The following is a 24,474-nucleotide window of genomic DNA, read 5'->3' on the forward strand; positions in this document are numbered from 1 at the left end:
TCCAGTGAAGCCGATTCCAGGACGGGCAGGGTGACCGGATTGCTCCAGGTCGGGCTCGTCATCGGCGTCCTTGTCGCTGGCCTTGCTGCCAACCAGATCCTGTCTAAGTTGGCCGTCGAACCGCAGATACGCACGTCTGGTGCGTCAAGTGTCACCGCCCGTGTCGTGCAACCAGAGATCAGCGACACCCGGATCCGGCTGTTCGAAACCGGGACGGTGCAGGTCAGGAATTCCATCGAGCTGAGCCCACAGGTAAGTGGACGCGTCGTCTGGGTCAGTCCAGCGCTGGTTGCCGGCGGCACGTTCCGTCGGGGTGAGGTGCTGTTCCGTCTCGACAATGCCGACTACCGCGCCGGGATCGATCGCTCCCATGCGGATCTGGCCGCCCGGCAGGCGGATCTCCAGGTCGAGCGAGCAGAGGCGGAGATCGCGCGGCGGGAGTGGGACCTTGTCAGTCCCGGAAAGCCGGTGCCGGCCAATGTGGCCAGGGAGGCTCAGCTGGCGCGGGCTGAAGCCGCCGTCCGGTCGGCCCAAACCGCGCTTGCCGATGCCGAACGGAATCTTTCCCGGGTGGCGTTCTCGCTGCCTTTCGATGGGCGGGTGCAGACGACCGCCGTGGAGGTCGGCCAGAATCTCCTGGCCGGGCATTCCTATGGCCGGGCCTATCAGCAAGGCCGGATCGAGGTCTCGGTCCCGGTCAATGCGCTGATGCTGGAAGCCCTGGCGCCGGCGACCGGGCGGGAGGCGATTGTGCGACCGCGCAAGCTGCTGCTGTCCCAGGTCGATCTGGCCTATGCCGCCATGGTCAAGCAGGCGGATGCCGAACTCGACCCGAAGACACGGCTTGCGCGCCTGACCCTCGAATTCACCGGACCGGTGCCGCTCCTTCCTGGCGACTTCGTGGATGTGGAGATCACGGGTCCCATCATCCAGGGCACCTATCGGATCCCGGAGGGGGCCATGCAGGAGAACCGAACCGTTTGGGTGGTTGCCGGCGGTCGCCTCGCCCAGCGCAGGCCGCAGCCGGTGTTCGTCGAAGACGGTGTCATCTCGGTCCTGCCCTTCGACACCGCCGACGGCATCGTCGTCAGCCTGCTGAATGATCCACGTGAGGGCGATCTGGTGGTCCCGGTCGGTGACGTGCGGGTCGATGGGGGACGGCCATGACCCAGGAAATGCCGGAGCCGCGTGGCCTTATCGCGTGGTTTGTCAGGAACAGTGTGGCTGCCAATCTTCTGATGGTTGGGATGCTGGTCGGCGGCCTTATCGTAATGAGCCGGACCAAGGCCGAGGTGTTGCCGCAGATCGACCCAAGGGTGATCAGCGTTACGGTCGACTATCCCGGCGCCACGCCGAAGGAGGTCGAGGACGCCATAACCCGGCGGGCGGAAGACGCGGTCATGGGGTTGACGGGCATCGAACGTGTCACCTCTGTTGCAGCAGAAAGCAAAGGTTTGATCACCATCGACGTCAGCGACTTCGCCGATGTCCAGTCCGTGAAAGAGGACGTGCACTCCGCCCTGGACCAACTGGTCGACTTTCCGCCAACGGATGCCCATGAACCAAGGGTGACGGTGACCGAACCCGTGTCATCGGTGATGCGCCTTGTCATCGCTGGCACTGTGGGCGAGAAGGCGCTGAAACAGGCCGCAGAGAACCTCCGACGCGACCTGCTTGCCAGGGATGGCATCAGCATGGTGACCCTGCAGGGCGAGCGGGACTATGAGATCGCCGTCCAAGTGTCGGAAAAGGATCTCCGCGCCTACGACCTTCGCATCGAACAGGTCGCCGCCGCCGTTAGAGCTGCGTCCGTCAGCCTTTCCCTGGGGACGGTTCGCACCTCTGGCGGTGACGTGCTACTGCGCACGGATAACGAGGCGCGCGACGCCGCCGCCCTTGCCGAGATCGTTGTGATCAGCGACCGCAATGGCCAGCGCGTCCGCCTGGGTGAGATCTCCACCATTACGGACGGCTTCGTCGAAACCCCGTTGATCAATACTTACAATGGCGAACCGGCCGTCTTCTTGAAGATCGACCGGGCGGATGATGAGGACGCCTTTGAAGTTCGCGAGGCTGTGCAAGCCTTTCTTGAGACTTACAGGCCGCCGGCCGGCGTTGACGTGACAGGGATCAGCGACACGACCGAAATCATCGGCGACCGGATCAACCTGCTGACCCGCAACGCCATCATGGGCCTTGCCTTGGTCTTCGTCTTCCTTGCCCTGACCCTGGACCTCAGGCTGGCCTTCTGGGCCAGTGTTGGCATACCCTCGGCCTTCATCGGGGGGTTCCTGCTCTTCGGTCAGTTCACCACCATCAACATGACGTCCCTGCTGGGGCTGATCGTCGTGCTTGGCATCGTTGTGGATGACGCCATCGTCGTCGGCGAGAACATCCATGAGCAGCAGGCACGCCGGGGCGCCGGTGCTCTGTCGGCCATCGCCGGTGCCCGCGGCGTTTTCGTGCCCGTCTTTGTCGGCGTCACGACGACAATGGTCGCCTTCGCGACCTTGCTGATGTCCTCCGGGGTGATCGGCCAGATCCTGCGGCCAGTCCCAATCGTGGTGCTGAGCGTGCTTTTCCTTTCCCTGATCGAGGCTTTCCTCATCCTGCCTAATCACCTGGCTCATGGCGGGGATTGGAGCACGGGCGCGATGCGTCGGCTGCGCAATCGCGTGCAGAAGGGGATAGATTGGATCAGCGACGGCGTTTTCGTCCCGCTGGCGCGGCTCAGCGTCCAGTTTCCCGCTGTTGTCATTGCCAGCGCCTTGGCCCTGCTGATCGCGACCGTGGGGCTTGTGTCCGGCGGGCATATCCGCTTCATCTTCTTTCCCGTGGTGGAAGGAGACGAGATCACCGTCGCGCTCGAAATGCCGGCAGGCACTCCCTTCGAGCAGACCGAGGGGGCGATGCAACAGGTGATCACCGCCCTCCAAACCGGGGTCGGTGGCCAGGAGGCGGGACTGTATCGCTCCCTGTCGGTCACCATCGGTGGGCGGTTGTCCTCGGGATTGCGGGACAGTGGTACGGAACTGCGTTCCGAAGTCGCCGTCGCCACGCTGGAGCTGGCGCCGGCGGGCCAGCGCGACCTCACCTCTGCCGAGATCGAAAGGCGCTGGCGGGCGGCGGCTGGACCGATCCCAGGGGTCAAGGCCCTGACCTTCGAATCCTCCGGGCTTGCCGCGGGCGCGGATGTCAGTTTCAACCTGTCCCACCCGGATGACGACGTCCTGCTCGACGCGGTCGCGCGCCTGACGGCGGAGGTGGCGACCGTTGCCGGTGTCGATGAAATTCAGTCGACTGCCCAGCCTGGCAAGCGCCAGATTGAGTTCGCCCTGACGCCGGCGGGGGCCGCCGCCGGCCTGACCGTGGACGATCTTTCCCGAAGCATCCGCCGGTCCTACTTCGGCGAAGAGGTGCAGCGGTTCCAGCGCGACGGGGAGGAGGTCGAGGTGTTCATCCGCTTCCCGGAGGCGGAACGCCGGAGCCTTGCTGATCTGGCCCGCCTGCGTATACCACTTCCCGATGGCTCGGAGGTGCCGCTGAGCACCGTGGCCAGCATCAAGGAGACGCGCAGCTTCGTCACCATTGATCGGGTGGACGGCCAGCGCGTCATCAGCCTCAGCGCCGATGTGGATGAGGCCATTACCACGCCAGGGGCCGTGACAGCCCTGATCGAAGGACGGTTCCTGACGCCGGTCCTGCGCGACTATCCGGGTCTAAGCGTGTCTTTGGAAGGCCAGGCGCGTGACCAGGCGGATGAGATGGCCGCTTTGATCCAGAATTTCGTTATCGCCATGCTGGCCATCTACGCCCTGATCGCCTGCGTCCTGCGGTCCTACGTCCAGCCGATCATCATCATGGCGATCATTCCGTTCGGCCTGATCGGCGCTATCCTGGGGCACATGCTGCTGGGCTTCGACCTGTCCTTTCCATCGCTGTTCGGCTTGGTGGCCTTATCCGGCGTGATCATCAACGACAGCATCGTGCTGATCGACTATGTCAATGAGCGCGAGAAGGATGGCAGCAACCGGTTGGACGTGATTGTCGAAGCCGTGCGGCGCCGATTCCGGCCCATCTTCATCACAACGATGACCACCTTCATCGGCCTCGTCCCGATGATCGCGGAGACCAGTATCCAGGCACAGTTCCTCATCCCCATGGCGGTCAGCCTCGCCTTCGGGATCCTGTTCGGCAGCATCCTGATCCTGCTGCTCGTGCCTGCCTGCCTCGCCTTTGGCGCCGGCCAGCGTCAAGTCGGACCTACCCGGGATTAGAGTTGGTCTCCAGTGACCGAAAGGGAAGTCCTCGTTGCCCTGACTCAATCTTGAGCCTCACCGCATAACTCAACAGTGGGTCACTTCTCGCCAGGAATCCAGGGTCAGTTCCGGGTTGAAATCAACTGCTGTGCTCAACGGTCGATCTTGGACGCCGTGGACGGTACTGCAGCCGACCACGACGGGTGACCCTTCTCGGTATCCAGGACCAGCTGAACAGCGAGTTCACGGACCTCAGATGAGAAAATGTTCGTTGTCTTGGCGCATCGTAGCCCCACCATTTGAGGCGTTGGGGCCGCCGACAGTCCCAGTGCGGTTCACAGATTCCGACAAGTCAAACTTATCGGGATATGTTAGCCCCTCACCCCGCAGCCCGGTGAATGGCGTTACGGATGCGGTTGTAGGTTGCGCAGCGGCAGATATTGGTGATGCCGGCGTTGATCTCTGCGTCAGTAGGCTTTGGGGTCGCGGCCAACAAGGCGACAGCGGCCATGATCTGACCAGTTTGACAGTAGCCACATTGGGCGACATCCTCGGCCAGCCAAGCCTCTTGCACCTTGTGCAGTGTTTCCCCCTGGGCCAGACCCTCAATGGTCGTCACGCGTGTACCGTCCAACGTGGACACGGGAATGCCACATGATCGTACAGCGTCGCCGTCGACATGCACGGTGCAAGCCCCACATTGTCCGATGCCACAGCCATATTTGGTGCCCTTCAGCCCCGCTTCTTCACGTAAGTACCAGAGCAGCGGCATGTCCGGATCGCCGTCGAACTGCCGTGTGCTGCCATTGACTGTGAATTTCACCATGATGTTGTTTCCCTCTCGTCTCTGGTCGCCCCTGACAGGGCGCGGTCTCGCCGTTTCAGGCCATTAGTTGATCGGCGATAGGCAACTGGCGGATCCGTTTGCCGGTGGCGGCGAAGATTGCATTGGTCAGGGCCGGAATGATCGGCGGCAGGCTCACCTCTCCGGTCCCCGTCGGTGGCAAGGTGCTGTCGATGATGTGGGTTTCCATGTGCAAGGGCGCATCGTCTATCCGCATGATGGGATAGGTGTCGAAGTTTCGTTCGACAACTTGTCCGCCCTCAATATGAATGCCCAGGCGCAGCGCCGTGGAGATCCCGTCAAGGGCACCGCCTTCTATCTGCTTGGCGATACCTGCGCGGTTAACGGGGGTGCCACAATCGATGGCACTGGTTACGCGCAAAACGCGGACCCTGCCTTGATCGACCCGTACCTCCACGACATGCGCGCAATAGCTTCCAAAGGTGAAATGGCAGGCGATGCCACGACCGACCCCCGGCGCTGTCGGTGAGCCCCAGCCCGCCTTCTCAGCAGCGAGGCGTAAAACCGCCGCCAGCCGACCGGTGCTGATAACCGTTGCGCCATATGCCTCTTCGTTTGGTATTTCACGATCCGGACCAAAAATATCCAGTTGAAAGCGCAGGGGGTCGGCCCCGGCAGCGTGCGCCAGTTCATCAATGAAACTTTGAACGGCGAAGGAAGAGACATTATGTCCAGGTGCCCGCCACGCGCCATAACTCATGCCGTGCTTTGTATCGGGATGCCGGAAGCTACGCGCGCGAAAATTCGGCACCATGTGGCCTGGCGTGCCACCAAACTGAAAGCCAAAGCCAAGTGCTGACCGTTTGTAATCCCAAGCAATCAGTCGTCCTGCTGCATCCAACCCACCTTCAATTCTCTGAATACTGGCGGTGTTGAAGGTATCACAGGCAAAATCGTCGTCACGAGTCCAGGTTAACTTTATCGGCTTCTGCAGGAGATGAGAAAGGTGAATAGCCTCACAAATGAAATCAGCTCCGGCCTTACGCCCGAACCCGCCACCCATCCGGGCGCCCTCCGCCCGGACCTTCAGCGGATCGGCACCGGTGATCTCGGCGACTGACCGGGCAATCCGGTCCAGAAATTGGTGTGAGGCAATGACATGCAACCGGTCGGGCCGCATATCGGCGACAGCATTATGGGGCTCCATACACGCATGGGCGAGGGGCAGAACACTATATTCCGCCGATATCCGCCGCGCGGCCGCCGCCATGGCCTGATCGACATCGCCCCCAGACCGCCGCTCCGCCAAAGCCGTTGCTCCGGCCTCAAGCGCGCGACGCATCTCCTTTTCCTGAAAGCTGGTGCTTTCATGGGTGAAGTCGCTGACCCATTCAATTTTCAGCAGATTGCGCGCCTTGATCGCCGCCCACAGGCTTGTCGCGACGACAGCAACAGATCCATGTAGGCTGACATCACTGTCGAGGGGGCGCTGCTGCCCGCTCCAACTGCGCTTGATGGTAATGACATCAACGACCCCGGGGACAGCGCGGGCTGCTTTGTCGTCTAAAGATTTTACATCTCCCCGAAACAGGGGCGACCGGGCCAATACGGCATGCAGCATGCCCGGAATTTCCTGGTCAATGCCAAACACGGGCTGACCTGTGACGATATCACGCCCTTCCTTGCTTGGTTGATATGTGCCCAGCAGTGTGAACTTGTCGTTCGGCTTCAGGGCAAGAGCATTCGGATCTGCATCGGGCAGTCTGATCGCCATTTCGACAAGTTTGGCATAGGGTAGACGCCGGTTGCTGGCCGCGTGCAGGACATGGCCCTTGTCCGTCGTCAATTCGGTGACCGGAACGCGCCAGGTGGCGGCGGCGGCGCGCAAAAGCCGATCACGAACCGCCGCACCAACTTGCCGTAACAGGGTGAAGTTGAAGCGCACCGTCGAGCTGCCGCCAGCCCCCTGATAGGCATGGGCGAAATCGACGCCCTTATCCGCCACGTCGCTGACTTTGTCGCCTTCCTTCACAGCTCGCAGGGTCAGGGGCATGGCCTTCACGGTGACCTGCGCCCAGTCAGCGTCCATCTCATCCGCTATTATCATCGGCAGGCTCGTGAACACGCCCTGACCCATTTCGGGTGTCGGGGCGCCAATGGTTACGCGATTATCAGGATCGATCCGCACGAACAGGCCAATATTGGGATCAAACCCGCTCGCAGCGGCGGCCCGCACCGCAGCCGGCGCCAGGCCGAACCAGGCCATCGGCAGTGTGGCGACCAGCGCACCGCCCGATAGGGAAAGTTTCAGGAACTGGCGTCGGGCCAGGGCAGTGGCAACGGGCGGGGCCGCCACATCGGTGGGTGCGGAGTTCATGGGTTCATCTCCATCTGTTCGACCTCGCGGCTCGCGGCGGCGACGTCCTCATTGGTGAAGGAAAGGGCGCGCAACTTTCCTTGGGAGAACAGGGTCAGCTGTCCCCGGGTAGCGGTATCGGACGGGTCATCCTTGTTGCCATAGGCCAGCAGCCCCTGCGCCTCCGGACCACTGGGTCCGAAGGCCACGGCGGCGATGAAATGGGAGGCATCGACCAGATCGAACCGACCGGTGGCACCACCTGCATCCCGGACCGGCTGATAGCGACCGGCATTGAAGGCGCCCAATTCGTCACGCCCCACCGGTGAGGGCAAATCCAGGCCGGCGCGGCGGATGCGATAGGCGTCGCCCCAGGCCACGTCCACCCGACCGAAGCGCTTGTGCAGATTGCGGCCCGCCTCGCGCAGAATGGTCAGCGCGCGGGGAACACCCACCGGTTCGTCGCGCCCACCCAAGGCCGGCAGCTGTTGGATATCCGCCGCTGGCACGGGCATCCCGGCGCGGCGCATCAGATATGACCATTCGGCGAAAAGCGGTCCGCCACGGCTGGCGGGGGTAGCCGTTCCGTCCCAGCCTTGCAGCACGCGCCCCAGTCCCGCGACCTCAGCGTCGGAAGCCGCCAAGGCGGCGGGCACCAGCCAAGGCAGGGCCAGACCGGCGGTATCCATGCCGCTGTCCGACGCCATGTGGGCAAGATCCGACAGGGAGACCGAGCCGGCACCCGCCATCAGCGCCAGGGACCGCCGGCCGCGCGGCGTGCGGCGATCATCCGTCAGGGTCGCCGGCAGGGACGCGCGGTCGAGCACTGTCGGCCAGGAGGCGCTGGTCGGACCGTCATTGGCATTCTGGACAAAGCCGCCCGGCGGATTTTCCACCTGCGGCAGGTCCGCAAACGGCACATAGTCCGACCAGAGCAGCGACGGGTCCCCACCATCAACCACACCGGCCCAGAATGAGCGGTCGCCCTTTGCACGGCGGGGGGAGAGGCCGTTGAACAGGTAATAGATTGATCCGTCGGCACCGGCGCGAACCAGATTGGTGATCGGCATCTGCTGCTGCGCCAGCGCCTGCTTGAACCGCGCCATGTCCGGCGCCTGCCACATGTCCCAAAGCTGGCGTAACAGATGCGGCCGTTCCAGCCCTGCGATGCGCACAGCAAGGACTTTGCCGTCCCGTTCGGCAATGACTGGTCCATGCAGCGTGGAACGCACCGTCAGGTCCAGATGCTGCAGGGCGCCCGTCGCATCCCGAACGTCGATCTGGACGGTGCGGCGGGTGAAGGCGCGCGTCCCGTCCCCGAAACGGTACCCGTCACCTTCCAATGTCGCGGCATAGAGATCGACACCATCGACATCGTTGAAGGTCAGGGCCCAGCCATGGCGTTGGGCAAAGCCCATGACCGGCAGCGGCAATCCCGGGAAGGTCATGCCATAGATATTGGTGTCCCCCACCACCAGATGCTGTTCAAGCACGGTGAAGGGGTCACGCCAGGGGGAGTGCGGGTTGATCAGCAACAGGGTGCGTCCATCGGCGGATCGGGCCGGCGCCACGGCATAGGCGTTCGATCCGCGCTGTTCACGCCATTGCTCGGCTTGCGTCGCCAGACTATGGCCCGCCACGCCGACATGCAGCAGGGCCTGGACCAGGGCCAGTGGATCGCTGGGCTCCACGGTTTGCAGACAGGCCGCAACCCCCTCGCGCTTTGGGTGGTGCTGCAGCCACCTGTTCATGCCGGCGGCATAGGCGTCCAGGCCGGCCCGCATCTCCGGGTCCTGGGCGACCAGCCATTCCCGCGCCCGATCCGGAATGCCCAGTTGGTGCGTGCGGATATCGCCGGCCAATGCCTCCTCGCCGACACAGGCGGCCAGGGTTCCCCGTGCCGACAGGTAGGCCCGCGCGATGCTGTCGCCGCGCAGCCGCATCTGTGCCCAGCCCAGCGCGCGAAGGCCGGACGGAAGATCGGGTGCTGTGACATGCGGCACCTGCCATTCATCCCAATCGATGCGCGCCGGGTCAGCGGCTGATGCTGCGGCCGTTGTTCCCAGCAGCAGCAATACCGCCAACGCCCGGCACAGGCGGCGGCGACGGGGCTTTATCATGGTCGTTTCCTATTGGGATTGTCGTAGGCTGCCAGCGTGCGGCTGCGTCACTTGCCGTCCTTGCGGGCCTGAAGTACGGCGGCCAGGAAGGGCGCATAATCGGCATAGTCGCGATGCTCGATGACCTTGCCATTTTCCACCCGGATGGTGACCAGGAAGGGTGTGGTACTTTCCACGATGCGTCCGTCCGGCATTTTGGTCGCCCAGTTCAGGTCGCCTTCAAAGATGCCGTAGTGGCCCGTATGAATCCGTCGCATGGGCTTGAAGATGATTTTGGTGATACCGGCATAGCCTTCGCGGAACAGTTTCATCATGGCCGGCTTTCCGGTCGCACCCACCGACCCGAATACTAGTTCCGCCGTGCGATCCTGGAAGCTGGCTCCGTCCGCGACCAAGGGTTCCAGCCGGTCCCAATCCAGCCTGGTGTAGGCGTCGAAATAGGCATCGGCGACGGGACTGCTGTCGGCGGTCACCTGTGCGAAGGTAGGCTGGGCCTGGGCTAAGGCGGGGACGGTCCCCATTACGGACAGGACAATGATCGTAACGATCCTTGCGACAAGCATGTCATCTCCTTCTGGACAGTGTGGTTGGTCGCATCAAAAGGTGGAAGCAGACGGGCTTTCCATGTCTTTGGGATGAAACCGCCGCAGCATGACGTGAAGCGGCGTGACAGGTCCGGGTATGCGGTCTATAGGCGTGATGATGATCAACGCCACGCCGTCAAGGCTCCGCCCTGTCCGCGAGATACTGAAACCCCTGGCCTGGTCGGCGGCCATCTGGGGCGTGGTCCTGGTTGCTATGACGGCCGCGATGGTGGCGGATGCCCGCGACAAGGGACAGGAAATTGCGGCTTTGTCGGCCCTGGGCCAGGGGGCGCTGCACTACATACCGCTGGTGCTGTTGAGCTGGGCGCTGCATCAATGGTTCTCAGGACCATCCCGTCAGACTGTTGGCCGGCGTGAAGTGTTGCTGGCCCTGCTGCCGACCGTGCTGATCTTTCCGCCGCTCTATATCCTGTACCAGGCGCTGGTGGTGACCTTGCTGCGGGGACAGCCGCTGTCGGGCATGGGCACCGTATTGGCCCAACAGAGCCGGTTCGGCTGGTGGACCGACCTCCTGATCGTCATCGGTGCCTTTGCGTTGCAGGTGGCGCTGACGACGCACCGGTTGCAGCGCGAACAGGCAACGATCCTTCTGGAGGAACGCAACCGCAATCTTGAACTGCGTCTGGCGCTTCTGCAGGGGCAACTGGAGCCGCATTTCCTGTTCAATGCCTTGAACAGCATTGCCGCACTGGTCCGATCGGGCGATCGCGCCGATGCGCTGACGGCGCTGGCCACGGTCAGCGATCTGTTGCGGTTTGCCCTGCGCGCCAGTCAACGGCCCTGGGTGCGGGTGACCGAAGAACTGGCCTTCGTCGATGCCTATCTGTCCATGCAGCGGCTGCGCATGGGCGCGCGGATGCAGATCGACCGGCGCGTCGCCGGTGGGGATTGGTCCACGCTGCGCTGTCCCCCCTTGCTGTTCCAGCCCCTGGTGGAGAATGCCGTCAAGCATGGGGTGGAGAGCACCACCACCGATACCCTGATCCTGCTGGATCTGTCGCATCGGGGGGAGCTGCTGCATCTACGGATCGACAATCCCGTTGGCGCCGCCTCTGAGGGCAATGGCTTGGGTCTCGGCCTGACCCGACAGCGCCTCGACGCCCTCTATGGCGGTCGCGCTCTCCTGGAAACCAGAGTCGAAGATGGTATGCATGTCACAACCCTGATCTTTCCGGCGGAGGACATGGATGGCAACGCTGTCCATTCTGATCGTTGACGACGAGCCGCTGGCCCGCCGCAATCTTGAACTGGCCTTGGCCGATCAGCCCGGCTGGCAAGTCGCGGGCAGCTGTTCAAGCGCCGAGCAGGCAATACAGGTGCTTGACCGCCTGCAAATTGACCTGCTGCTGTTGGACATTGCGATGCCCGGCCGTTCCGGCCTCTCCCTGGCGCGGGAGATACTGGCCCGGCCTCAACCGCCCTTGATCGCCTTCGTCACTGCATATGATGAGCATGCCATCGAGGCATTCGAACTGTTCGCCATTGACTATCTGCTGAAGCCTTTCGATGACCGGCGGCTTGTGGCGCTGCTGGGACGGGCAGAGAAACTGATCGGCCTGCAGCAGGCTGCCCTGCTGGCCCCCGCGTTGGGTCAGTTCCTGGGTGAAAGACAGGCAGCCATGGCGGGGCAGTCCCCCCCGGTGCTGACCAGTCTCACCATACGCTCCATCGGTCTGGTCGAACGGGTGGAAGTGGCAGAGATCGACTGGATCCAGGCGGCGGGCAATTATGTCGAACTGCATGTAGGGGACAGGGTGATCCTGCATCGGGCGACCATGGATATGCTGGGCCATCGTCTGCCGCCCGACCGGTTCCTGCGCCTGCATCGGACGTGCATCGCCCGCCGCGACCTGCTGCGCGCCCTGGTCCGCACGGGCGACAAGACTTGGTTGGTGATCCTGCGATCCGGTGTGGAACTCCCCGCCAGCGAGCGGATGATGCCGCAGATCCGCGTAGCCATCGGCGACGGGGCATAGTGATTTCTGCGTCTGTGATCGAGATGTGGCCACCATACGTCGCACCATCGATATCCAGGGTTTTGATCTTCACACGCAGCCGGTTGGACTTGTCCTGAAACGTGGCGAAGTGTCGAATTCCAGCTTCACGGATTTCGCTGTCAAGCTCATTATGGCAGCCGGTCAATCGGCCCGCCTGTATCAATCAAGGGGGCGGCGTCGATCTTTTCCGCGTCCAGCAGGGCGCTCAGCCGTTCCAACATGGCGACGACCATGGCCTGCTCCCAATCCGGCAGATGCTGAAACCGGCCGGAAAACAGGTCCTGGAGCATATCCGGCGCCTTGGCCAGGGTTTCCCGCCCCTTGGCCGTGATCACCACCCAGATCTGCCGCCGGTCCTGATCGCCGCGCCGCCGTTCGACCAGACCCAGCACCTCCAGCCGGTCAACCAGATTGGTGACCGTGGCCTGGCTGAACTGCACGGCCGATGCCAGCGTGCTGGGCGTGGCCTGCCCCCGCCTTGCTACTTCCTGCAACAGCAGCAATTGCGACGGCGTCAGGCCAGTGGCCGTCACCAACTGCCGTTCCGCCTGATCAGCCGCACGCATGATGCGTCGGATGGCCCGTAGGGCTGCCTCTGTACGGTGTTCAATCATGCTCGCCGATCGCTTTGCGGTCCGTAGGAATGCGCCTGCTTTACCGGGGACGATATGGGCCGGCAAGTGTGAATATGCTTCAATATATAAAGCAATTTCTCACCAAAACATGCGACAACCCTGCCCGTGAGTACATGCCATGCACGCAAAAAGGTTGACTAATGGGCGGGCTCCGTCAAAATTGGCGCCAACCCAGCCGAGATGGGACTCATCGGTCCCATCAAGTTAATTCGAAAGATAAAATATCTAGGGGGTGAAGAATGGCTTTGCCAGCCCACCAACCCGCCGCCAAAGGCTTTCCCCACGGGCCTGTGGCTTTCTCCTTACGCAAACCACAGGCGGCCGATGGTGCCGCCATCCATCGGTTGATCGCGGCCTGCCCGCCGCTGGACGTCAACTCGCTCTACTGCAACCTCTTGCAGGCCAGCCATTTCGCCGATTGCTGCATCCTGGCTGAGGGGGCGGGACTGGTTGTCGGGTGGATTTCGGGTTATCGCCTGCCGGTTGATCCCCGCACCCTGTTCGTCTGGCAGGTGGCGGTCGACCCCGCCGTCCGTGGCCAGGGGCTGGGCCAGCGCCTGCTGACGGCCCTGCTGGCCCGCCCCGGCCTGGGCGACATCACCGCCATCGCCACCACTATCACCCCCTCCAACCGGGCCAGTTGGGCGCTGTTCCAGGGTTTCGCTGACAGCCAGGGGGCGCCGTTGCGCCACGACACGCATTTTGATCGCGAACGCCACCTCGCCGGCACGCAGGAGAGCGAGCATCTGGTCACTATCGGCCCGCTGCCCACCATGCGCGCCGCCGCCTGACCGGGCCCCGCGCCCGCCAACAACAATGGGAACAACCATCATGATGCCGACACCGACGGCCACCCCGCCTGACGTCACCACCTTCGAACGCCTGGAATCACAGGTCCGTAGCTATTCCCGCGCCATGCCCCGCCTGTTCAATCGGGCCGAGGGCGTGTGGATGGAGGATGCACAGGGCGGGCGCTATCTCGACCTGCTGTCCGGCTGCTCCAGCCTGAATTACGGCCATAACCACCCGGTGCTGAAGCAGGCCCTGCTGGATTACATCGCCGCCGACGGTATCGCCCACAGTCTGGATCTGCACACCGCCGCCAAGCAGGCGTTCCTGATTGAGTTGGAGCGGACCATTCTGGTGCCGCGGGGCCTGTCCTATCGCGCCATGTTCACCGGCCCCACCGGCACCAATGCCGTGGAGGCGGCCTTGAAGCTGGCGCGCAAGGTGACAGGGCGCCAGCATGTCATCGCCTTCACCAACGGCTTCCATGGCATGACCCTGGGCTCGCTCGCCTGCACCGGCAATGCCGGCAAGCGCGACGGCGCCGGTGTGCCGCTAAACCATGTCAGCCATGAACCGTTCGACGGCTATTACGGCCCCGGCATCGATACGGCCGACCTGCTGGACCAGCGCCTGTCCGACCCGTCCAGCGGGCTGGACCAGCCCGCCGCCATCCTGGTGGAGGCGGTGCAGGGTGAAGGCGGCCTGAACGTCGCCTCCGCCGACTGGCTGCGCAAGATCGCCGACATCGCCAAGCGTCACGGCGCCCTGTTGATCCTGGATGATATCCAGGCCGGGTGCGGGCGCACCGGTGGCTTCTTCAGCTTTGAAGAAGCGGGGATCATTCCCGACATCGTCACCCTGGCCAAATCGCTGTCCGGCATGGGCCTGCCCTTTGCGCTGGCCCTGCTGCGGCCGGAACTGGACCAGTGGCTGCCCGGGGAACATAACGGCACCTTCCGGGGCAATTGCCATGCCTTCGTTACCGCCACCGCCGCCCTGCGCCATTTCTGGCGGGATGGTACGTTCGAACAGACGGTGCATCAGCGCGCCGACCTTCTGGGCCGCCGCCTGCACGCCATCGCCGCTCCCTATGGCGACCAGATGCGCGTCAAGGGCCGGGGTATGATGCAGGGCATCGATGTCGGATCGGGCGAGATCGCAACGCGGATCACCGCTGCCGCCTTCGCTCGCGGGGTCATCATCGAAACCAGCGGTGCGCATAACGAGGTGGTGAAGGTGCTGGCCCCCCTGACCATCACCGAGGCCGAGCTCTCGCAGGGCCTTCATATCCTGGAACAATGCGTGGCGTTGGCCGTAACGCCCCACTACAGCGCCGCCGCCGAATAACCACCAAGGACACTCGATATGATCATCCGCACCCTGACGGACGCCCGCGCGTCCGACCGTAATGTCTCGGCCCCCGGCTGGGAAAGCGCCCGCCTGCTGTTGAAGGATGACGGCATGGGCTTCTCATTCCACATCACCACCATCCAGGCCGGGGCCGAACTGCCCATGCATTACAAGAACCATCAGGAATCGGTCTATTGCATCAGCGGCGAGGGCAGCATCGAGGATCTGGCCACGGGACAGGTCCATGATATCCGGCCCGGCACGATGTATGCGCTGAACCTGAACGACCGGCACATCCTGCGCGGCCGCACGGAAATGGTCATGGCCTGCGTCTTCAACCCACCGGTGACCGGCCGTGAAGTGCATGACGAGACCGGCGCCTATCCGGCGGACAGGGCAGCGTGATGATCATGCACCGCCGCTCTTGCCCGGAATTTCATTGCGAGACCATCTCATGACCGATCATTACCCCTCCCGCTGCGCCGACCAGGCGCAGTTGCTGCCGCGCCTCGACCCCGTAGTACATGGCGCTTGGCGTCCCGATGCCCCTCTGTTCCAGACCCAGACCGCCTTCTTCGAGGAAAATGGCTATCTCGTGCTGGAAAACCTGTTCGGGGCTGAAGAGGTCGATACCCTGCGCGCCGAGGCGGCGGGCCTTCTGGGCCATCCAAAGGGGCTGAAGCCGGACACCATCATCACCGAACCCGGTGGCACAGAGGTGCGGTCGATTTTCGAGATCCACCGCCAGAACGCCATGATGGCCTGGCTGGCCGCCGATGCGCGGTTGTCGGAGGTGGCGCGGTTCCTGCTGGCCGACGATGTATATATCCACCAGTCGCGCCTGAACTACAAACCCGGCTTCCAAGGGCGGGAGTTCTATTGGCATTCCGATTTCGAAACCTGGCATGTGGAAGACGGGATGCCCCGTATGCGGGCCCTGTCCATGTCGGTGCTGCTGGCCCGCAACACGCCGCATAACGGGCCGCTGATGCTGATCCCCGGATCGCATCGGGAATTTCTGACTTGCGTGGGGGAAACGCCAGAGAACCATTACAAATCTTCACTGAAGAAGCAGGAGTACGGCGTCCCGGATGAGGACAGTCTGGCCGATCTGGTCAACCGCCACGGCATTGTCGCCCCCACGGGCGAACCGGGGACGGTGATCATCTTCGACTGCAATATCATGCACGGGTCGAACGGCAATATCACGCCCCTGCCCAGGGCCAATGCCTTCCTGGTCTACAATGCGCTGTCCAACCGCTTGCAAGAACCGTTCGGCAAGGTGAGCCCCCGCCCGGACTTCATCGCCGCGCGGCGCGACATCGCCGCCATCCAACCCATGCCGGGCCCGTTAACGCGGAGTGCCGCATGATGACGGGTCATACGATCGAAAAGATCGGCGGCACCTCCATCGCCGCCACGCAGACCGTGTTGGACAACGTGCTGATCGGCGACCGGCAGGGACCGGCGCTGTATGGCCGCGCCTTCGTCGTTTCCGCCTATGCCGGCATCACCGACCTGCTGCTGGAACACAAGACAACGGGCGAGCCCGGCGTCTATGCGGCGTTCATCAAGGATGCCAACGGGGATAACTGGACCCATGCCCTGGATCGGGTGGCCGCTGCCATGGTGGCGCGCAACGCCGCCATTTTCACCGAAGAAGGCGACAGCCGGCGTCAGGCCGACGCCTTCGTGGCGGAGCGGATCGGCGGTGTGCACCAATGCCTGGACGACCTGCACCGGCTGCGTTCCCATGGACATTTCCGGCTGGCCGAGCCGCTGGCGGCGGTGCGGGAAATGCTGGCCGGGCTAGGCGAGGCGCATAGCGCCCACAATACCGCCCTGCTGCTGCGCGGCCACGGCGTCAATGCGCGGATGGTGGACCTGACCGGCTGGCGCGACACGGCCCAGCCCGACCTGGACCAGCGCATCGCCGATGGCATGGCCGGCATCGACCTGTCGGACACGCTGCCCATCATCACCGGCTATGCCCAGTGCCGGGGTGGGATGGTGGCCCGTTATGACCGGGGCTATTCGGAGATGACCTTTTCACGCATCGCCGTGCTGACCGGTGCCGCAGAAGCCATCATCCATAAGGAATTCCACCTGTCGAGCGCCGACCCCAAACTGGTGGGTCCGGGAAATGCCCGCAAGATCGGCCGCACCAACTATGACGTTGCCGATCAGTTGGCCAATCTGGGCATGGAGGCCATCCACCCGCGCGCCGGGCGTGGATTGCGTCAGGCCGGCATCCGGCTGCGGGTGAAGAATACCTTCGATCCGGCCGATGACGGCACCCTGATCTGCGGCGATTACTTTTCCGATTGCCCAAGAGTGGAGATCGTCACCGGTCTTCGAAACGGCACGGCGCTGGAGTTCTTCGAGCAGGACATGGTGGGGGAGAAGGGCTACGACGCCGGTATCCTGGAGGCGCTGACCCGCCATCGCGCCTGGATCATCGCCAAATCCAGCAATGCCAATACCATCACCCATTATCTGCGGGCCGACGGCAGCGCCGTCCAGAAGGTGGTCGAGGAGTTGGAGGCCCGGTTTCCCACGGCCGGCCTGGCCACCCACGCCATTTCCATTGTCGCCATCATCGGCAGTGACCTGAACCGACCGGGCCTGCTGGCCGATGCCCTGGCCGCCCTGGCCGGGGCCGGCGTGCCGGTCATGGGCATCCAGCATCAGATCCGCAATGTCGATGTCCAGTTCATCCTGGCCCGGTCGGATTTCGACCGCGCCGTGCGGGCCCTACATGACGGGTTGATCGGAGCGGATGACATCCGTCCGGTCGCCGCCATCGCCGCCTGATCCGTTGAGAGGCCTGCCATGATCACCGTCAGTTTCGCGGCCTTCCTGCTGCTGTTCCTGGGTGTCGGACTTTTCTCTGTTTCTCGGTCGCGCCGCACTCGGCGGGATTATTATCTGGCCAGCAACAGCGTAGCGCCCTGGCTGGTCGGTCTGTCGGCAGTGGCGACGAACAATTCCGGTTACATGTTCATCGGCGTCATCGGCTACACCTACACGGTCGGCTTGTCGTCGGTCTGGCTGATGCTGGGCTGGATCGCCGGCGACTTGCTGGCCTCGCTGTTCATCCATGGCCGCCTGCGCGAGGCCACGGCCCGCACGGGCGAAGCCTCCTTCGGGTCGGTGCTGGCCGGATGGCAAGGGGGCGACATGCTTCTATGGCGGCGGATGGCTGCCATCATCACTGTGATCTTCCTGGGTGCCTATGCGGCCGCGCAGATCGCGGCGGGCGGCAAGGCCTTGCACGGCGTGCTGGACTGGTCGCCGACCCTGGGCGCCTGGATCGTTGCGGCCATGATCCTGGCTTATTGTCTGGCCGGCGGTATCCGCGCCAGCATCTGGACCGACGCGGCACAGAGCAGTGTTATGTTGCTGGCCATGGGGCTTCTGTTCCTGGTCGCCGTGGACGGGCGGGGCGGTTGGGATGCCAGCATCGCGCAGATGGGTGCCATCGACGGGTTCCTGTCGCTGACCCCGCCGGACCTGCTGCTGCCCGGCCTGTCCGGTCTGGTGCTGTTCATCGTCGGCTGGATGTTCGCGGGCATCAGCGTCATCGGTCAGCCGCATGTCATGGTACGGTTCATGGCGCTGGACCGGCCGGAGGGCATGGCGCGGGCCCGCGTCTGGTACTATTCCTTCTTCACCCTGTTCTATCTGCTGACCACCGGGGTCGGCCTGCTGTCGCGGCTGTACCTGCCGGGTCTGGCCGAACTCGACCCGGAAATGGCCCTGCCGACAATGGCGCTGGAATTGTTGCCGCCGGTGCTGGTGGGGGTGGTTCTGGCCGGCATCTTCGCCGCCACCATGTCCACGGCCGACAGTCTGGTGCTCGCCTGTTCGGCTGCCATCACCCATGATCTGGTGCCCGAACGGCTGGAGGCGCCCTGGGCCTTGAAGCTGGCGACGGCGGGGGTCACCGGCTTCGCCTTGCTGATCGCGCTGGCTGGCACGCAAAGCGTGTTCAGCCTAGTCATCCTGTCCTGGTCGACCCTGGCCGTGGCCTTCGGCCCCATGCTGATCCTGCTGGCCCTGGGCCGGGACGTGCCGCAACGCACGGCCATCGCCATGATGCTGGCAGGCGTCGCCGTGGCCCTGGGCTGGCGGCTGCTGGGCTGGCACAATGATGTCTATGAAGGGATGCCGGGCATACTGGTCGGACTGGCCTTGGGTTACGCCCTTTCATCGCCATTGCGGGGCGGCACCATGACGGCCCCCATCGCACGATGACCGGCTGGCGTCCCGTCCGGTCGCTGCTGGCCGCCATCTTTCTGGCCATGGCCGGTAGCGGCTTCGTGGCCACCTTGATCGCCCTGCGCCTGCAAGAGGCAGGCGCATCGCCCGTCACCATCGGCTGGATGGGGACCGCCTATTTCATCGGGCTGGGCCTGGGGTCACTGCTGGCCTTCACAGTGGTCGGGCGCGTGGGGCATATAAGGGCCTTCGCCACCTTCGTCTCCCTGTTCTCCGCCTCGCTTCTGGCCTACGCGCTCTATCAGCATCCCGCCTTCTGGGCGGGCCTGCGGCTGCTGGACGGTCTGTGCATGGCCGGCATCTTCGTCTGCCTGGAAAGCTGGTTGAACGACCGTGCCCCGGCCACGGGGCGGGGTGGCGTGCTCGCCACCTATATGATCGCGCTTTATGTCGGTCAGGCGGTGGGGCAGCCGATCCTGATGCTGGCCACGTCGCAGCCGCTGCTACCGCTGGTCGCCGGATCGCTGCTGATGTCCCTGGCGGTGCTGCCCATCGCGCTGACCCGCATGCCGGCGCCGCCTTTGCCGGAAGGCGGGGCCATGGGGTTGGGCGCCTTGTATGCAGCCTCCCCGCTGGGGGTGGCCGGCGCGCTGGCCACCGGGGTCATGCTGGGGGCCTTCTATGCCCTGGGCGGATTGTTCACGGCCGGGATCGGCATGGACCTGTCGCAGACATCCCGGTTCATGGGCATCGCCATCCTGGGCGGGGTTGTGCTGCAATGGCCGCTGGGTCTGCTGTCCGACCGGTTCGATCGCCGCCGGGTGATCATCGGCACGCTTGCGGCGGCCCTGGCGCTGGCACTCCTGCTGATCCTGGCCGCTTTGGCGCTGCCCGCCCTGCTGTTGCCGGTAGTGGGACTGTTCGGCGGCGTGACTTTCGCGCTCTACCCGCTGTTCGTCGCCCATGCCAATGACCGCCTGGCCGATGGCGCACGCGTCGGCGCCACCGGTGGCCTGGTCCTGGTCTATGCTGGTGGTGCCATTCTGGGGCCGCTCAGCGGGGCGGCGGCCATGGTGGGATTGGGACCGGCCGGCCTGTTCGCCCTGATCGCGCTGGTCGCCGCCGCGACCCTGGCCTTTGCCCTGCTGCGCACCCGTCGGACCGCACCGGTTCCAGCCGAACAGCAGATGCCTTACCAGATCCTGCCCCGCACCACCCTCGCCGCCGCCATGGTGCTGGATGGGCCCCCGAACACGGGATAGGGCTACACACCAAAGCGCGACCTTGCCGACCCGTTGTAGCCTGTCACGTGGGCCAACAATCGTCGATGTCCTTCAAACCCGCTGACGCAGGCTTGCGATCTGAAGTTCGATCCGCTTCAGTTCCTGCATTAAGCGGTTGGTGTGCAGGGCAGGGCCCATTGACAGTTTGATGATCAACGCGGCCAGCAGCAAGACAGCCGCCGGGAAGCCCAGTTGGATGGCCGTCAACACCTCTGCCGCTCCGAAGAACAACCAGGCGAGCCAGACGCCACCTGCAAACAGCACCGCCTGCACACCCATCAGAACGGCATTCACCCAACCAACCGGGCCAGTGAACAGGCCGCCGACTTGTTTGAAATATCCAGGCCCATCCCCCATCCGGCGCAGTATATCGCGCTCTTCGGCGCTCAAGGCTTGTTCGATGACATGATCAACATCACGCATGGTCTTTCTCCTCCAAAAAGCTACGAAGCCGACGCCGGGCATGCAGTAACCGGGTCTTGACGGTTCCAACGGGAATGTCGAGCGCTACCGCCACTTCAGCGACGCTCATCTCTTCGAGGTAGAACAGGGCGATGGCGCTGTGCTGGTCCGGCGGAAGCCGCCGGATCAGACCCATGACACGGGCCGTATCCAGATGGAGATCCGGGTCAACCGGCGCTCCCTGCATTTCCACCAACTCCTCAACAGCCAGTTGCTCCGACAGGTGCCGGTGCCGAATGGCCCCCGCAATCTGCCGCGTACAGGCCCGCGACACGATGCGGTACGCCCAGGCCGGAAAGGCCCTTTCATCAGTCAGTCGGCGCAAGCCAGCAGCGATCTCCAGCCACCCGGTCTGTGCCGCGTCATGTGCCTGCTCCATGTTTCCGGTCATACGCCAGGCATGGGCAAGCAGCTTTCGTTGCCAGCGATGGGCGAGAAGGTTGAACGCCCCGGCATCGCCACCTTGGGCGGCGATAACCAGGAATTCATCCAGTATTCTGTTTTCGCCGACGGCCATCGCCATGGTCCCTGTTGCCTACGACAATAAGGTGCCCCGGGAGGCGATGTCGGTTCAGACCACCGGAGAAAATTTTTGGTGGCGAGAAGACAGCATCGGCCAGCGTTTCGCCGACCGATGCCGCTCACAGTCGAAATGGCCGACCTTAAGGCCGGGTGCTGTCAGCCGACGGAGGGTGCAACCGACCGCCGATGCGGGCGCCGAGATGCTTGGGATCAGCGGCGATCACTGCCATCGTGCGCGCGGCCGCCTGGAACAGCAGGTCACAACCAGGGCCTTGTTCGGCTACGATGGGGTCGATCTCAGGGGTATAGAAGACGCGGATCATCTTGCGCGACAGGTCCGAGTGGTCGAGCGTTGTGGTGAAGAAGCGCAGCGCAGAGACATCGCTTTTCATTGCGGGGGCGTGTACCCGCGCCTCGTGCTGTGTTACCTGGAACCGGCGGATATCCTCCGCCGTGGCCATCGCCGGTGACCGCCCGAGAAAGGCGGCGAAGTTGGAGACGCTGCGCAGGTCATCCTGCTGGGTCTTGGCACCAGACCGCCGCACGTTCTTGTCGTCGATCAGACGCTGGCGCAACGGGCTTACCGTAGGGGACGAAGAGTGGCTGGTCATCGCTGGCTCCTCTGGCTGGAAGGAGCCTCAATGCTCAGTCCATCGCCAAAACCCGGCAGTCCACACGCTCAAACCACCGGATGAAGTATCAACCCATCAACAAGCACATTTCCCGCGCAGCGGGTTAGTTCCCCGGCCCCAAATCCGTCGTTGCTTGCCATCAGAGAAGATAGCGTGTAGAAAATATCCATTTAGATCAATGCTGTAAGCTTACTATAACGTCGGTCAAGGCGAGCCCCCGCATCCAGTTAAGCCCCGTAACCTCAATAGGTTACGGGGCTTTTTGCTGTTTGCTGCTTTCATCCGCCCGCAGCGCGTATAGCCCGGTCAAACTCCGCTATCGCACAGACAATGTGGTAGAAGCTGCTGGCCGGTGCCGGTTCATCGGTAAAGATGCCGTCGGCGGACAGTTTGTCCCACCACAGCCCCGGCACCGGCGTGTCTAGATAGCGCAGCAGACCATCGGCGGTATGGCTGGCCAGGGTCCAGAAATCAGCCTGTCCCGTAATTTCCGCCGCCAGCACGGCGGCCTTCAGCCGTTCCGTCTGTGGCCACAGGCGAGCGCTATGGTCATGGATGGAGAAATCATCCAGAAGGCTGTTGAAAGCCACATTGCGGGCAGGATCGATACCGTGTCTCTCCCCGATCTCCAGAAGCCGCAGGCCGGCCTGCACCGCATCATCCCGCCGGCGGGCGCGGCCCCAGCGCAGCAGCAGCCAGGCCCATTCGAACTGATGCCCCGGTTCCACGATGCGGCCCGCCACGCCAGGGGCAGGGCGCCAGTCAGCATCGAAAAATTCACGCAAGGCGCCCGTATCGGCATCAATGAAATGGCGCAGCGCCAGTTCGGCGATGCCATCGGCCATGCGGGTCCAGCCTGTGTCTCCCCCTACCAATTCCCAGGCCAGGGCCGCTTCAAACAGATGCATGTTGGGGTTTGATTGCAGGGGTAGAGTGCCCTGCGGCAGCTCCGTGAAGCCCCCCTGATAGCGGCATTGGGCGATCAGCAGATCGCGCAAGCCCACGGCCACCCCATGCAGGCGCGCAATGTCGCCCAAGACCGGTGCCGCCGATGCCAGCCCGAACAGGGTGAAGGCCTGGTCATAGAGTGACGGGCCTTCATCCAGCGGTGTGCCTTCTATGGTGACGGACGCCCGGAACAGGCCGTCGGGCCGGCGATACTGTGCCAGATAGGCATCCAGGCCCCGGCGCACCAAATCGGTGGCGGGACCGGTCCAGCCGAAAGATGGCGCCATGGCAAAGGCATAGACCTGCCGGGGCTGCACCCGCGCACGGCGGGGACCGGGAACGGGATATCCCGTTCCCTGATCCAGCTTTTCATGAAAGCTGCCATCCGGTCCCTGTCCCTTCCGGGACCAGAGCGGATAGGCATGGTCGACCAGCCAGGCCACCAGCCGGTCGCGACGAAGGGTGGCCTGATCACAGGCGAGGGAACGGATCATGGGATACCTGCTTTTCTGTCAGGAAAGCCAGAGCCGGGCGGCGCCCCGCACACCGGAACTGTCGCCCCAGCGGGCCGGCAGAATCCGCGCGCTCCAGGTGTCGCAGAAGACATGGGCGGCGATGGCCCCGGGCAGGCCCTCATAGATCTCCGCCACATTCGACAGGCCGCCGCCCAGCACGAAAACATCGGGATCGACGATATTGGCGATCACGGCCATGGAGCGGCCCAGCCGGTGGATATAGCGGTCCAGTGCCGCCTTGGCCCCCGCATCGCCGCGACGCGCCGCCTCGATGATCCATTCACCGGGCTGGTCATGGCCGGTGACGCTGGCGTGGTCCCGGCGCAGGCCGGTACCCGAGACCCAGGTTTCCAGACAGCCACGCTGTCCACACCAGCAATCGGGACCCGGCAGCTCTGCCGCTGTCGGCCAGGGCAGGGGCATGTGCCCCCATTCGCCACCAATGCCATTGGCCCCTTCCACCAGCCGGCCATTCACAACCAGCCCGCCGCCGCAACCAGTGCCGATGATGATGGCAAAGGCAACAGCGGCGCCTGAGGCCGCCCCGTCCACCGCCTCTGACAAGGCCAGGCAATTGGCGTCATTGGCCAGCCGCACGGGCCGGGCCAAGGCGGCGGACAGGTCGGCGGCGAAGTCGCGCCCGTTCAGATAGGTCGAGTTGGCGTTGCGCATCAGGCCGGTGGCGGGATTGACGCTACCCGGCACGCCCAGCCCGATGCTGGCCGCAGGGCCAATGGCCGCCTCTGTCTGCGTGATCAACTCACGCACCGTCTCGATGGCGGCATCATAGGCGCCGGGATTGGGGGCCCGCAGACGGGACAGAAATTCCCCCTCCTCCGACAGGGCGGCCACTTCGATTTTCGTGCCGCCGAAATCCACACCGATCCTGATCATCGAAACAACATCTCCCGGTCCCAGCAGGGACAGCATAATCCTTAAAAAAGCGGGGCCCGACCGGGATGGAAGGCCGGGCCC

Annotated in this window: 20 protein-coding genes and 1 pseudogene; 11 read left to right on the forward strand and 10 right to left on the reverse strand. The window is 63.9% G+C overall.

The genetic code is table 11. The annotated features are described in order from the left end of the window. Positions 1-30 precede the first annotated feature (30 nt). Positions 31-1,167 carry an efflux RND transporter periplasmic adaptor subunit gene (locus C0V82_RS13000; RefSeq protein ID WP_158659907.1) on the forward strand — a complete coding sequence of 379 codons (1,137 nt, stop codon included), beginning with the start codon at positions 31-33 and terminating at the stop codon, positions 1,165-1,167. After that, entirely contained in the window at positions 1,164-4,277 is a 3,114-nt protein-coding gene (locus C0V82_RS13005; protein ID WP_102112667.1) for an efflux RND transporter permease subunit, read from the forward strand. Before C0V82_RS13000 ends, C0V82_RS13005 begins: the two co-directional genes overlap by 4 nt. Positions 4,278-4,638: 361 nt before the next feature. On the opposite strand, the gene C0V82_RS13010 is transcribed toward C0V82_RS13005, so the two are convergent. Genes C0V82_RS13010 through C0V82_RS13025 form a run of 4 tightly spaced genes read right to left on the reverse strand, consistent with a single transcriptional unit; the run spans position 4,639 to position 10,103 of the window. After that, positions 4,639-5,085: a (2Fe-2S)-binding protein gene (locus tag C0V82_RS13010; protein WP_102112668.1), complete on the reverse strand. Its 447-nt coding sequence runs from the start codon at positions 5,083-5,085 to the stop codon at positions 4,639-4,641. Positions 5,086-5,140: 55 nt separating this feature from the next. Next, the gene (locus C0V82_RS13015; RefSeq protein WP_102112669.1) at positions 5,141-7,441 is read right to left on the reverse strand and encodes a xanthine dehydrogenase family protein molybdopterin-binding subunit; all 2,301 of its coding nucleotides are present in this window, start codon (positions 7,439-7,441) and stop codon (positions 5,141-5,143) included. Beyond that, a complete protein-coding gene (locus C0V82_RS13020) occupies positions 7,438-9,540 on the reverse strand; it encodes a penicillin acylase family protein (protein ID WP_102112670.1) in 2,103 nt (700 codons plus the stop codon). The genes C0V82_RS13015 and C0V82_RS13020 overlap by 4 nt, the downstream gene beginning before the upstream one ends. 47 nt (positions 9,541-9,587) lie before the next feature. Then, positions 9,588-10,103 carry a nuclear transport factor 2 family protein gene (locus tag C0V82_RS13025; RefSeq protein WP_102112671.1) on the reverse strand — a complete coding sequence of 172 codons (516 nt, stop codon included), beginning with the start codon at positions 10,101-10,103 and terminating at the stop codon, positions 9,588-9,590. 136 nt (positions 10,104-10,239) lie between these two features. Here C0V82_RS13025 and C0V82_RS13030 point away from each other — a divergent pair, with 136 nt between their 5' ends. Together C0V82_RS13030 and C0V82_RS13035 are read left to right on the forward strand one after the other, a co-directional pair. Beyond that, entirely contained in the window at positions 10,240-11,361 is a 1,122-nt protein-coding gene (locus C0V82_RS13030) for a sensor histidine kinase (RefSeq protein ID WP_245924229.1), read from the forward strand. After that, entirely contained in the window at positions 11,333-12,121 is a 789-nt protein-coding gene (locus C0V82_RS13035; RefSeq protein ID WP_102112673.1) for a LytR/AlgR family response regulator transcription factor, read from the forward strand. Before C0V82_RS13030 ends, C0V82_RS13035 begins: the two co-directional genes overlap by 29 nt. A gap of 149 nt (positions 12,122-12,270) precedes the next feature. Here C0V82_RS13035 and C0V82_RS13040 read toward each other — a convergent pair whose 3' ends face one another. Further along, positions 12,271-12,756, reverse strand: a complete 486-nt coding sequence (locus C0V82_RS13040) for a MarR family winged helix-turn-helix transcriptional regulator (protein ID WP_188595165.1) — start codon at positions 12,754-12,756, stop codon at positions 12,271-12,273. Positions 12,757-13,016: 260 nt separating this feature from the next. Between C0V82_RS13040 and ectA the strand changes: the two genes are divergently transcribed. The 7 genes from ectA to C0V82_RS13075 are packed head-to-tail and all read left to right on the forward strand — an operon-like array spanning position 13,017 to position 20,399. Beyond that, complete coding sequence (ectA, locus tag C0V82_RS13045; RefSeq protein ID WP_102112674.1) at positions 13,017-13,568, forward strand: diaminobutyrate acetyltransferase; 552 nt, start codon at positions 13,017-13,019, stop codon at positions 13,566-13,568. A gap of 40 nt (positions 13,569-13,608) precedes the next feature. After that, the gene (ectB, locus tag C0V82_RS13050) at positions 13,609-14,913 is read left to right on the forward strand and encodes a diaminobutyrate--2-oxoglutarate transaminase (RefSeq protein ID WP_199772414.1); all 1,305 of its coding nucleotides are present in this window, start codon (positions 13,609-13,611) and stop codon (positions 14,911-14,913) included. Between the two features lie 18 nt (positions 14,914-14,931). Next, complete coding sequence (locus C0V82_RS13055; RefSeq protein ID WP_102112676.1) at positions 14,932-15,321, forward strand: ectoine synthase; 390 nt, start codon at positions 14,932-14,934, stop codon at positions 15,319-15,321. Positions 15,322-15,370: 49 nt separating this feature from the next. After that, positions 15,371-16,288 carry an ectoine hydroxylase gene (gene thpD, locus C0V82_RS13060; RefSeq protein WP_102112677.1) on the forward strand — a complete coding sequence of 306 codons (918 nt, stop codon included), beginning with the start codon at positions 15,371-15,373 and terminating at the stop codon, positions 16,286-16,288. Next, entirely contained in the window at positions 16,285-17,730 is a 1,446-nt protein-coding gene (locus tag C0V82_RS13065) for an aspartate kinase (protein WP_102112678.1), read from the forward strand. The genes thpD and C0V82_RS13065 overlap by 4 nt, the downstream gene beginning before the upstream one ends. Positions 17,731-17,748: 18 nt before the next feature. Next, positions 17,749-19,173 carry a sodium/proline symporter gene (locus C0V82_RS13070; protein WP_102112679.1) on the forward strand — a complete coding sequence of 475 codons (1,425 nt, stop codon included), beginning with the start codon at positions 17,749-17,751 and terminating at the stop codon, positions 19,171-19,173. Beyond that, entirely contained in the window at positions 19,170-20,399 is a 1,230-nt protein-coding gene (locus tag C0V82_RS13075; RefSeq protein WP_102112680.1) for an MFS transporter, read from the forward strand. The genes C0V82_RS13070 and C0V82_RS13075 overlap by 4 nt, the downstream gene beginning before the upstream one ends. A 72-nt stretch (positions 20,400-20,471) precedes the next feature. Here the strand turns inward: C0V82_RS13075 and C0V82_RS27275 are convergent, their stop codons facing one another. The 5 genes and pseudogenes from C0V82_RS27275 to C0V82_RS13100 form a co-directional block, all read right to left on the reverse strand. Then, on the reverse strand, positions 20,472-20,843 hold the full coding sequence (locus C0V82_RS27275; protein WP_199772415.1) for a DUF6768 family protein: 372 nt from the start codon (positions 20,841-20,843) through the stop codon (positions 20,472-20,474). After that, the gene (locus tag C0V82_RS13085) at positions 20,836-21,405 is read right to left on the reverse strand and encodes an RNA polymerase sigma factor (RefSeq protein WP_102112681.1); all 570 of its coding nucleotides are present in this window, start codon (positions 21,403-21,405) and stop codon (positions 20,836-20,838) included. Before C0V82_RS13085 ends, C0V82_RS27275 begins: the two co-directional genes overlap by 8 nt. A gap of 358 nt (positions 21,406-21,763) precedes the next feature. Continuing rightward, a pseudogene (locus C0V82_RS27915) lies at positions 21,764-22,015 on the reverse strand (phage integrase N-terminal SAM-like domain-containing protein); the annotation flags it as partial. Positions 22,016-22,314: 299 nt separating this feature from the next. Then, entirely contained in the window at positions 22,315-23,478 is a 1,164-nt protein-coding gene (locus C0V82_RS13095) for an AGE family epimerase/isomerase (protein ID WP_102112683.1), read from the reverse strand. Between the two features lie 18 nt (positions 23,479-23,496). Continuing rightward, complete coding sequence (locus C0V82_RS13100) at positions 23,497-24,393, reverse strand: ROK family protein (RefSeq protein WP_102113416.1); 897 nt, start codon at positions 24,391-24,393, stop codon at positions 23,497-23,499. Positions 24,394-24,474: the final 81 nt, after the last annotated feature.

Origin of the sequence: Niveispirillum cyanobacteriorum, assembly GCF_002868735.1 — a bacterium.
GTDB classification, from domain to species: Bacteria; Pseudomonadota; Alphaproteobacteria; order Azospirillales; family Azospirillaceae; genus Niveispirillum; species Niveispirillum cyanobacteriorum.

What these genes read in the sequence shown, in the direction of transcription:
- C0V82_RS13035 (WP_102112673.1), top strand. Translation starts at nt 11,333, where the DNA reads ATGGCAACGCTGTCCATTCTGATCGTTGACGACGAGCCGCTGGCCCGC.
- C0V82_RS13020 (WP_102112670.1), bottom strand. Translation starts at nt 9,540, where the DNA reads ATGATAAAGCCCCGTCGCCGCCGCCTGTGCCGGGCGTTGGCGGTATTG.
- C0V82_RS13015 (WP_102112669.1), bottom strand. Translation starts at nt 7,441, where the DNA reads ATGAACTCCGCACCCACCGATGTGGCGGCCCCGCCCGTTGCCACTGCC.
- C0V82_RS13010 (WP_102112668.1), bottom strand. Translation starts at nt 5,085, where the DNA reads ATGGTGAAATTCACAGTCAATGGCAGCACACGGCAGTTCGACGGCGAT.
- C0V82_RS13095 (WP_102112683.1), bottom strand. Translation starts at nt 23,478, where the DNA reads ATGATCCGTTCCCTCGCCTGTGATCAGGCCACCCTTCGTCGCGACCGG.
- ectB (WP_199772414.1), top strand. Translation starts at nt 13,609, where the DNA reads ATGATGCCGACACCGACGGCCACCCCGCCTGACGTCACCACCTTCGAA.
- C0V82_RS13065 (WP_102112678.1), top strand. Translation starts at nt 16,285, where the DNA reads ATGATGACGGGTCATACGATCGAAAAGATCGGCGGCACCTCCATCGCC.
- C0V82_RS13005 (WP_102112667.1), top strand. Translation starts at nt 1,164, where the DNA reads ATGACCCAGGAAATGCCGGAGCCGCGTGGCCTTATCGCGTGGTTTGTC.
- C0V82_RS13025 (WP_102112671.1), bottom strand. Translation starts at nt 10,103, where the DNA reads ATGCTTGTCGCAAGGATCGTTACGATCATTGTCCTGTCCGTAATGGGG.
- C0V82_RS13040 (WP_188595165.1), bottom strand. Translation starts at nt 12,756, where the DNA reads ATGATTGAACACCGTACAGAGGCAGCCCTACGGGCCATCCGACGCATC.
- thpD (WP_102112677.1), top strand. Translation starts at nt 15,371, where the DNA reads ATGACCGATCATTACCCCTCCCGCTGCGCCGACCAGGCGCAGTTGCTG.
- C0V82_RS13070 (WP_102112679.1), top strand. Translation starts at nt 17,749, where the DNA reads ATGATCACCGTCAGTTTCGCGGCCTTCCTGCTGCTGTTCCTGGGTGTC.
- C0V82_RS27275 (WP_199772415.1), bottom strand. Translation starts at nt 20,843, where the DNA reads ATGCGTGATGTTGATCATGTCATCGAACAAGCCTTGAGCGCCGAAGAG.
- C0V82_RS13075 (WP_102112680.1), top strand. Translation starts at nt 19,170, where the DNA reads ATGACCGGCTGGCGTCCCGTCCGGTCGCTGCTGGCCGCCATCTTTCTG.
- C0V82_RS13100 (WP_102113416.1), bottom strand. Translation starts at nt 24,393, where the DNA reads ATGATCAGGATCGGTGTGGATTTCGGCGGCACGAAAATCGAAGTGGCC.
- ectA (WP_102112674.1), top strand. Translation starts at nt 13,017, where the DNA reads ATGGCTTTGCCAGCCCACCAACCCGCCGCCAAAGGCTTTCCCCACGGG.
- C0V82_RS13055 (WP_102112676.1), top strand. Translation starts at nt 14,932, where the DNA reads ATGATCATCCGCACCCTGACGGACGCCCGCGCGTCCGACCGTAATGTC.
- C0V82_RS13030 (WP_245924229.1), top strand. Translation starts at nt 10,240, where the DNA reads ATGATGATCAACGCCACGCCGTCAAGGCTCCGCCCTGTCCGCGAGATA.
- C0V82_RS13085 (WP_102112681.1), bottom strand. Translation starts at nt 21,405, where the DNA reads ATGGCGATGGCCGTCGGCGAAAACAGAATACTGGATGAATTCCTGGTT.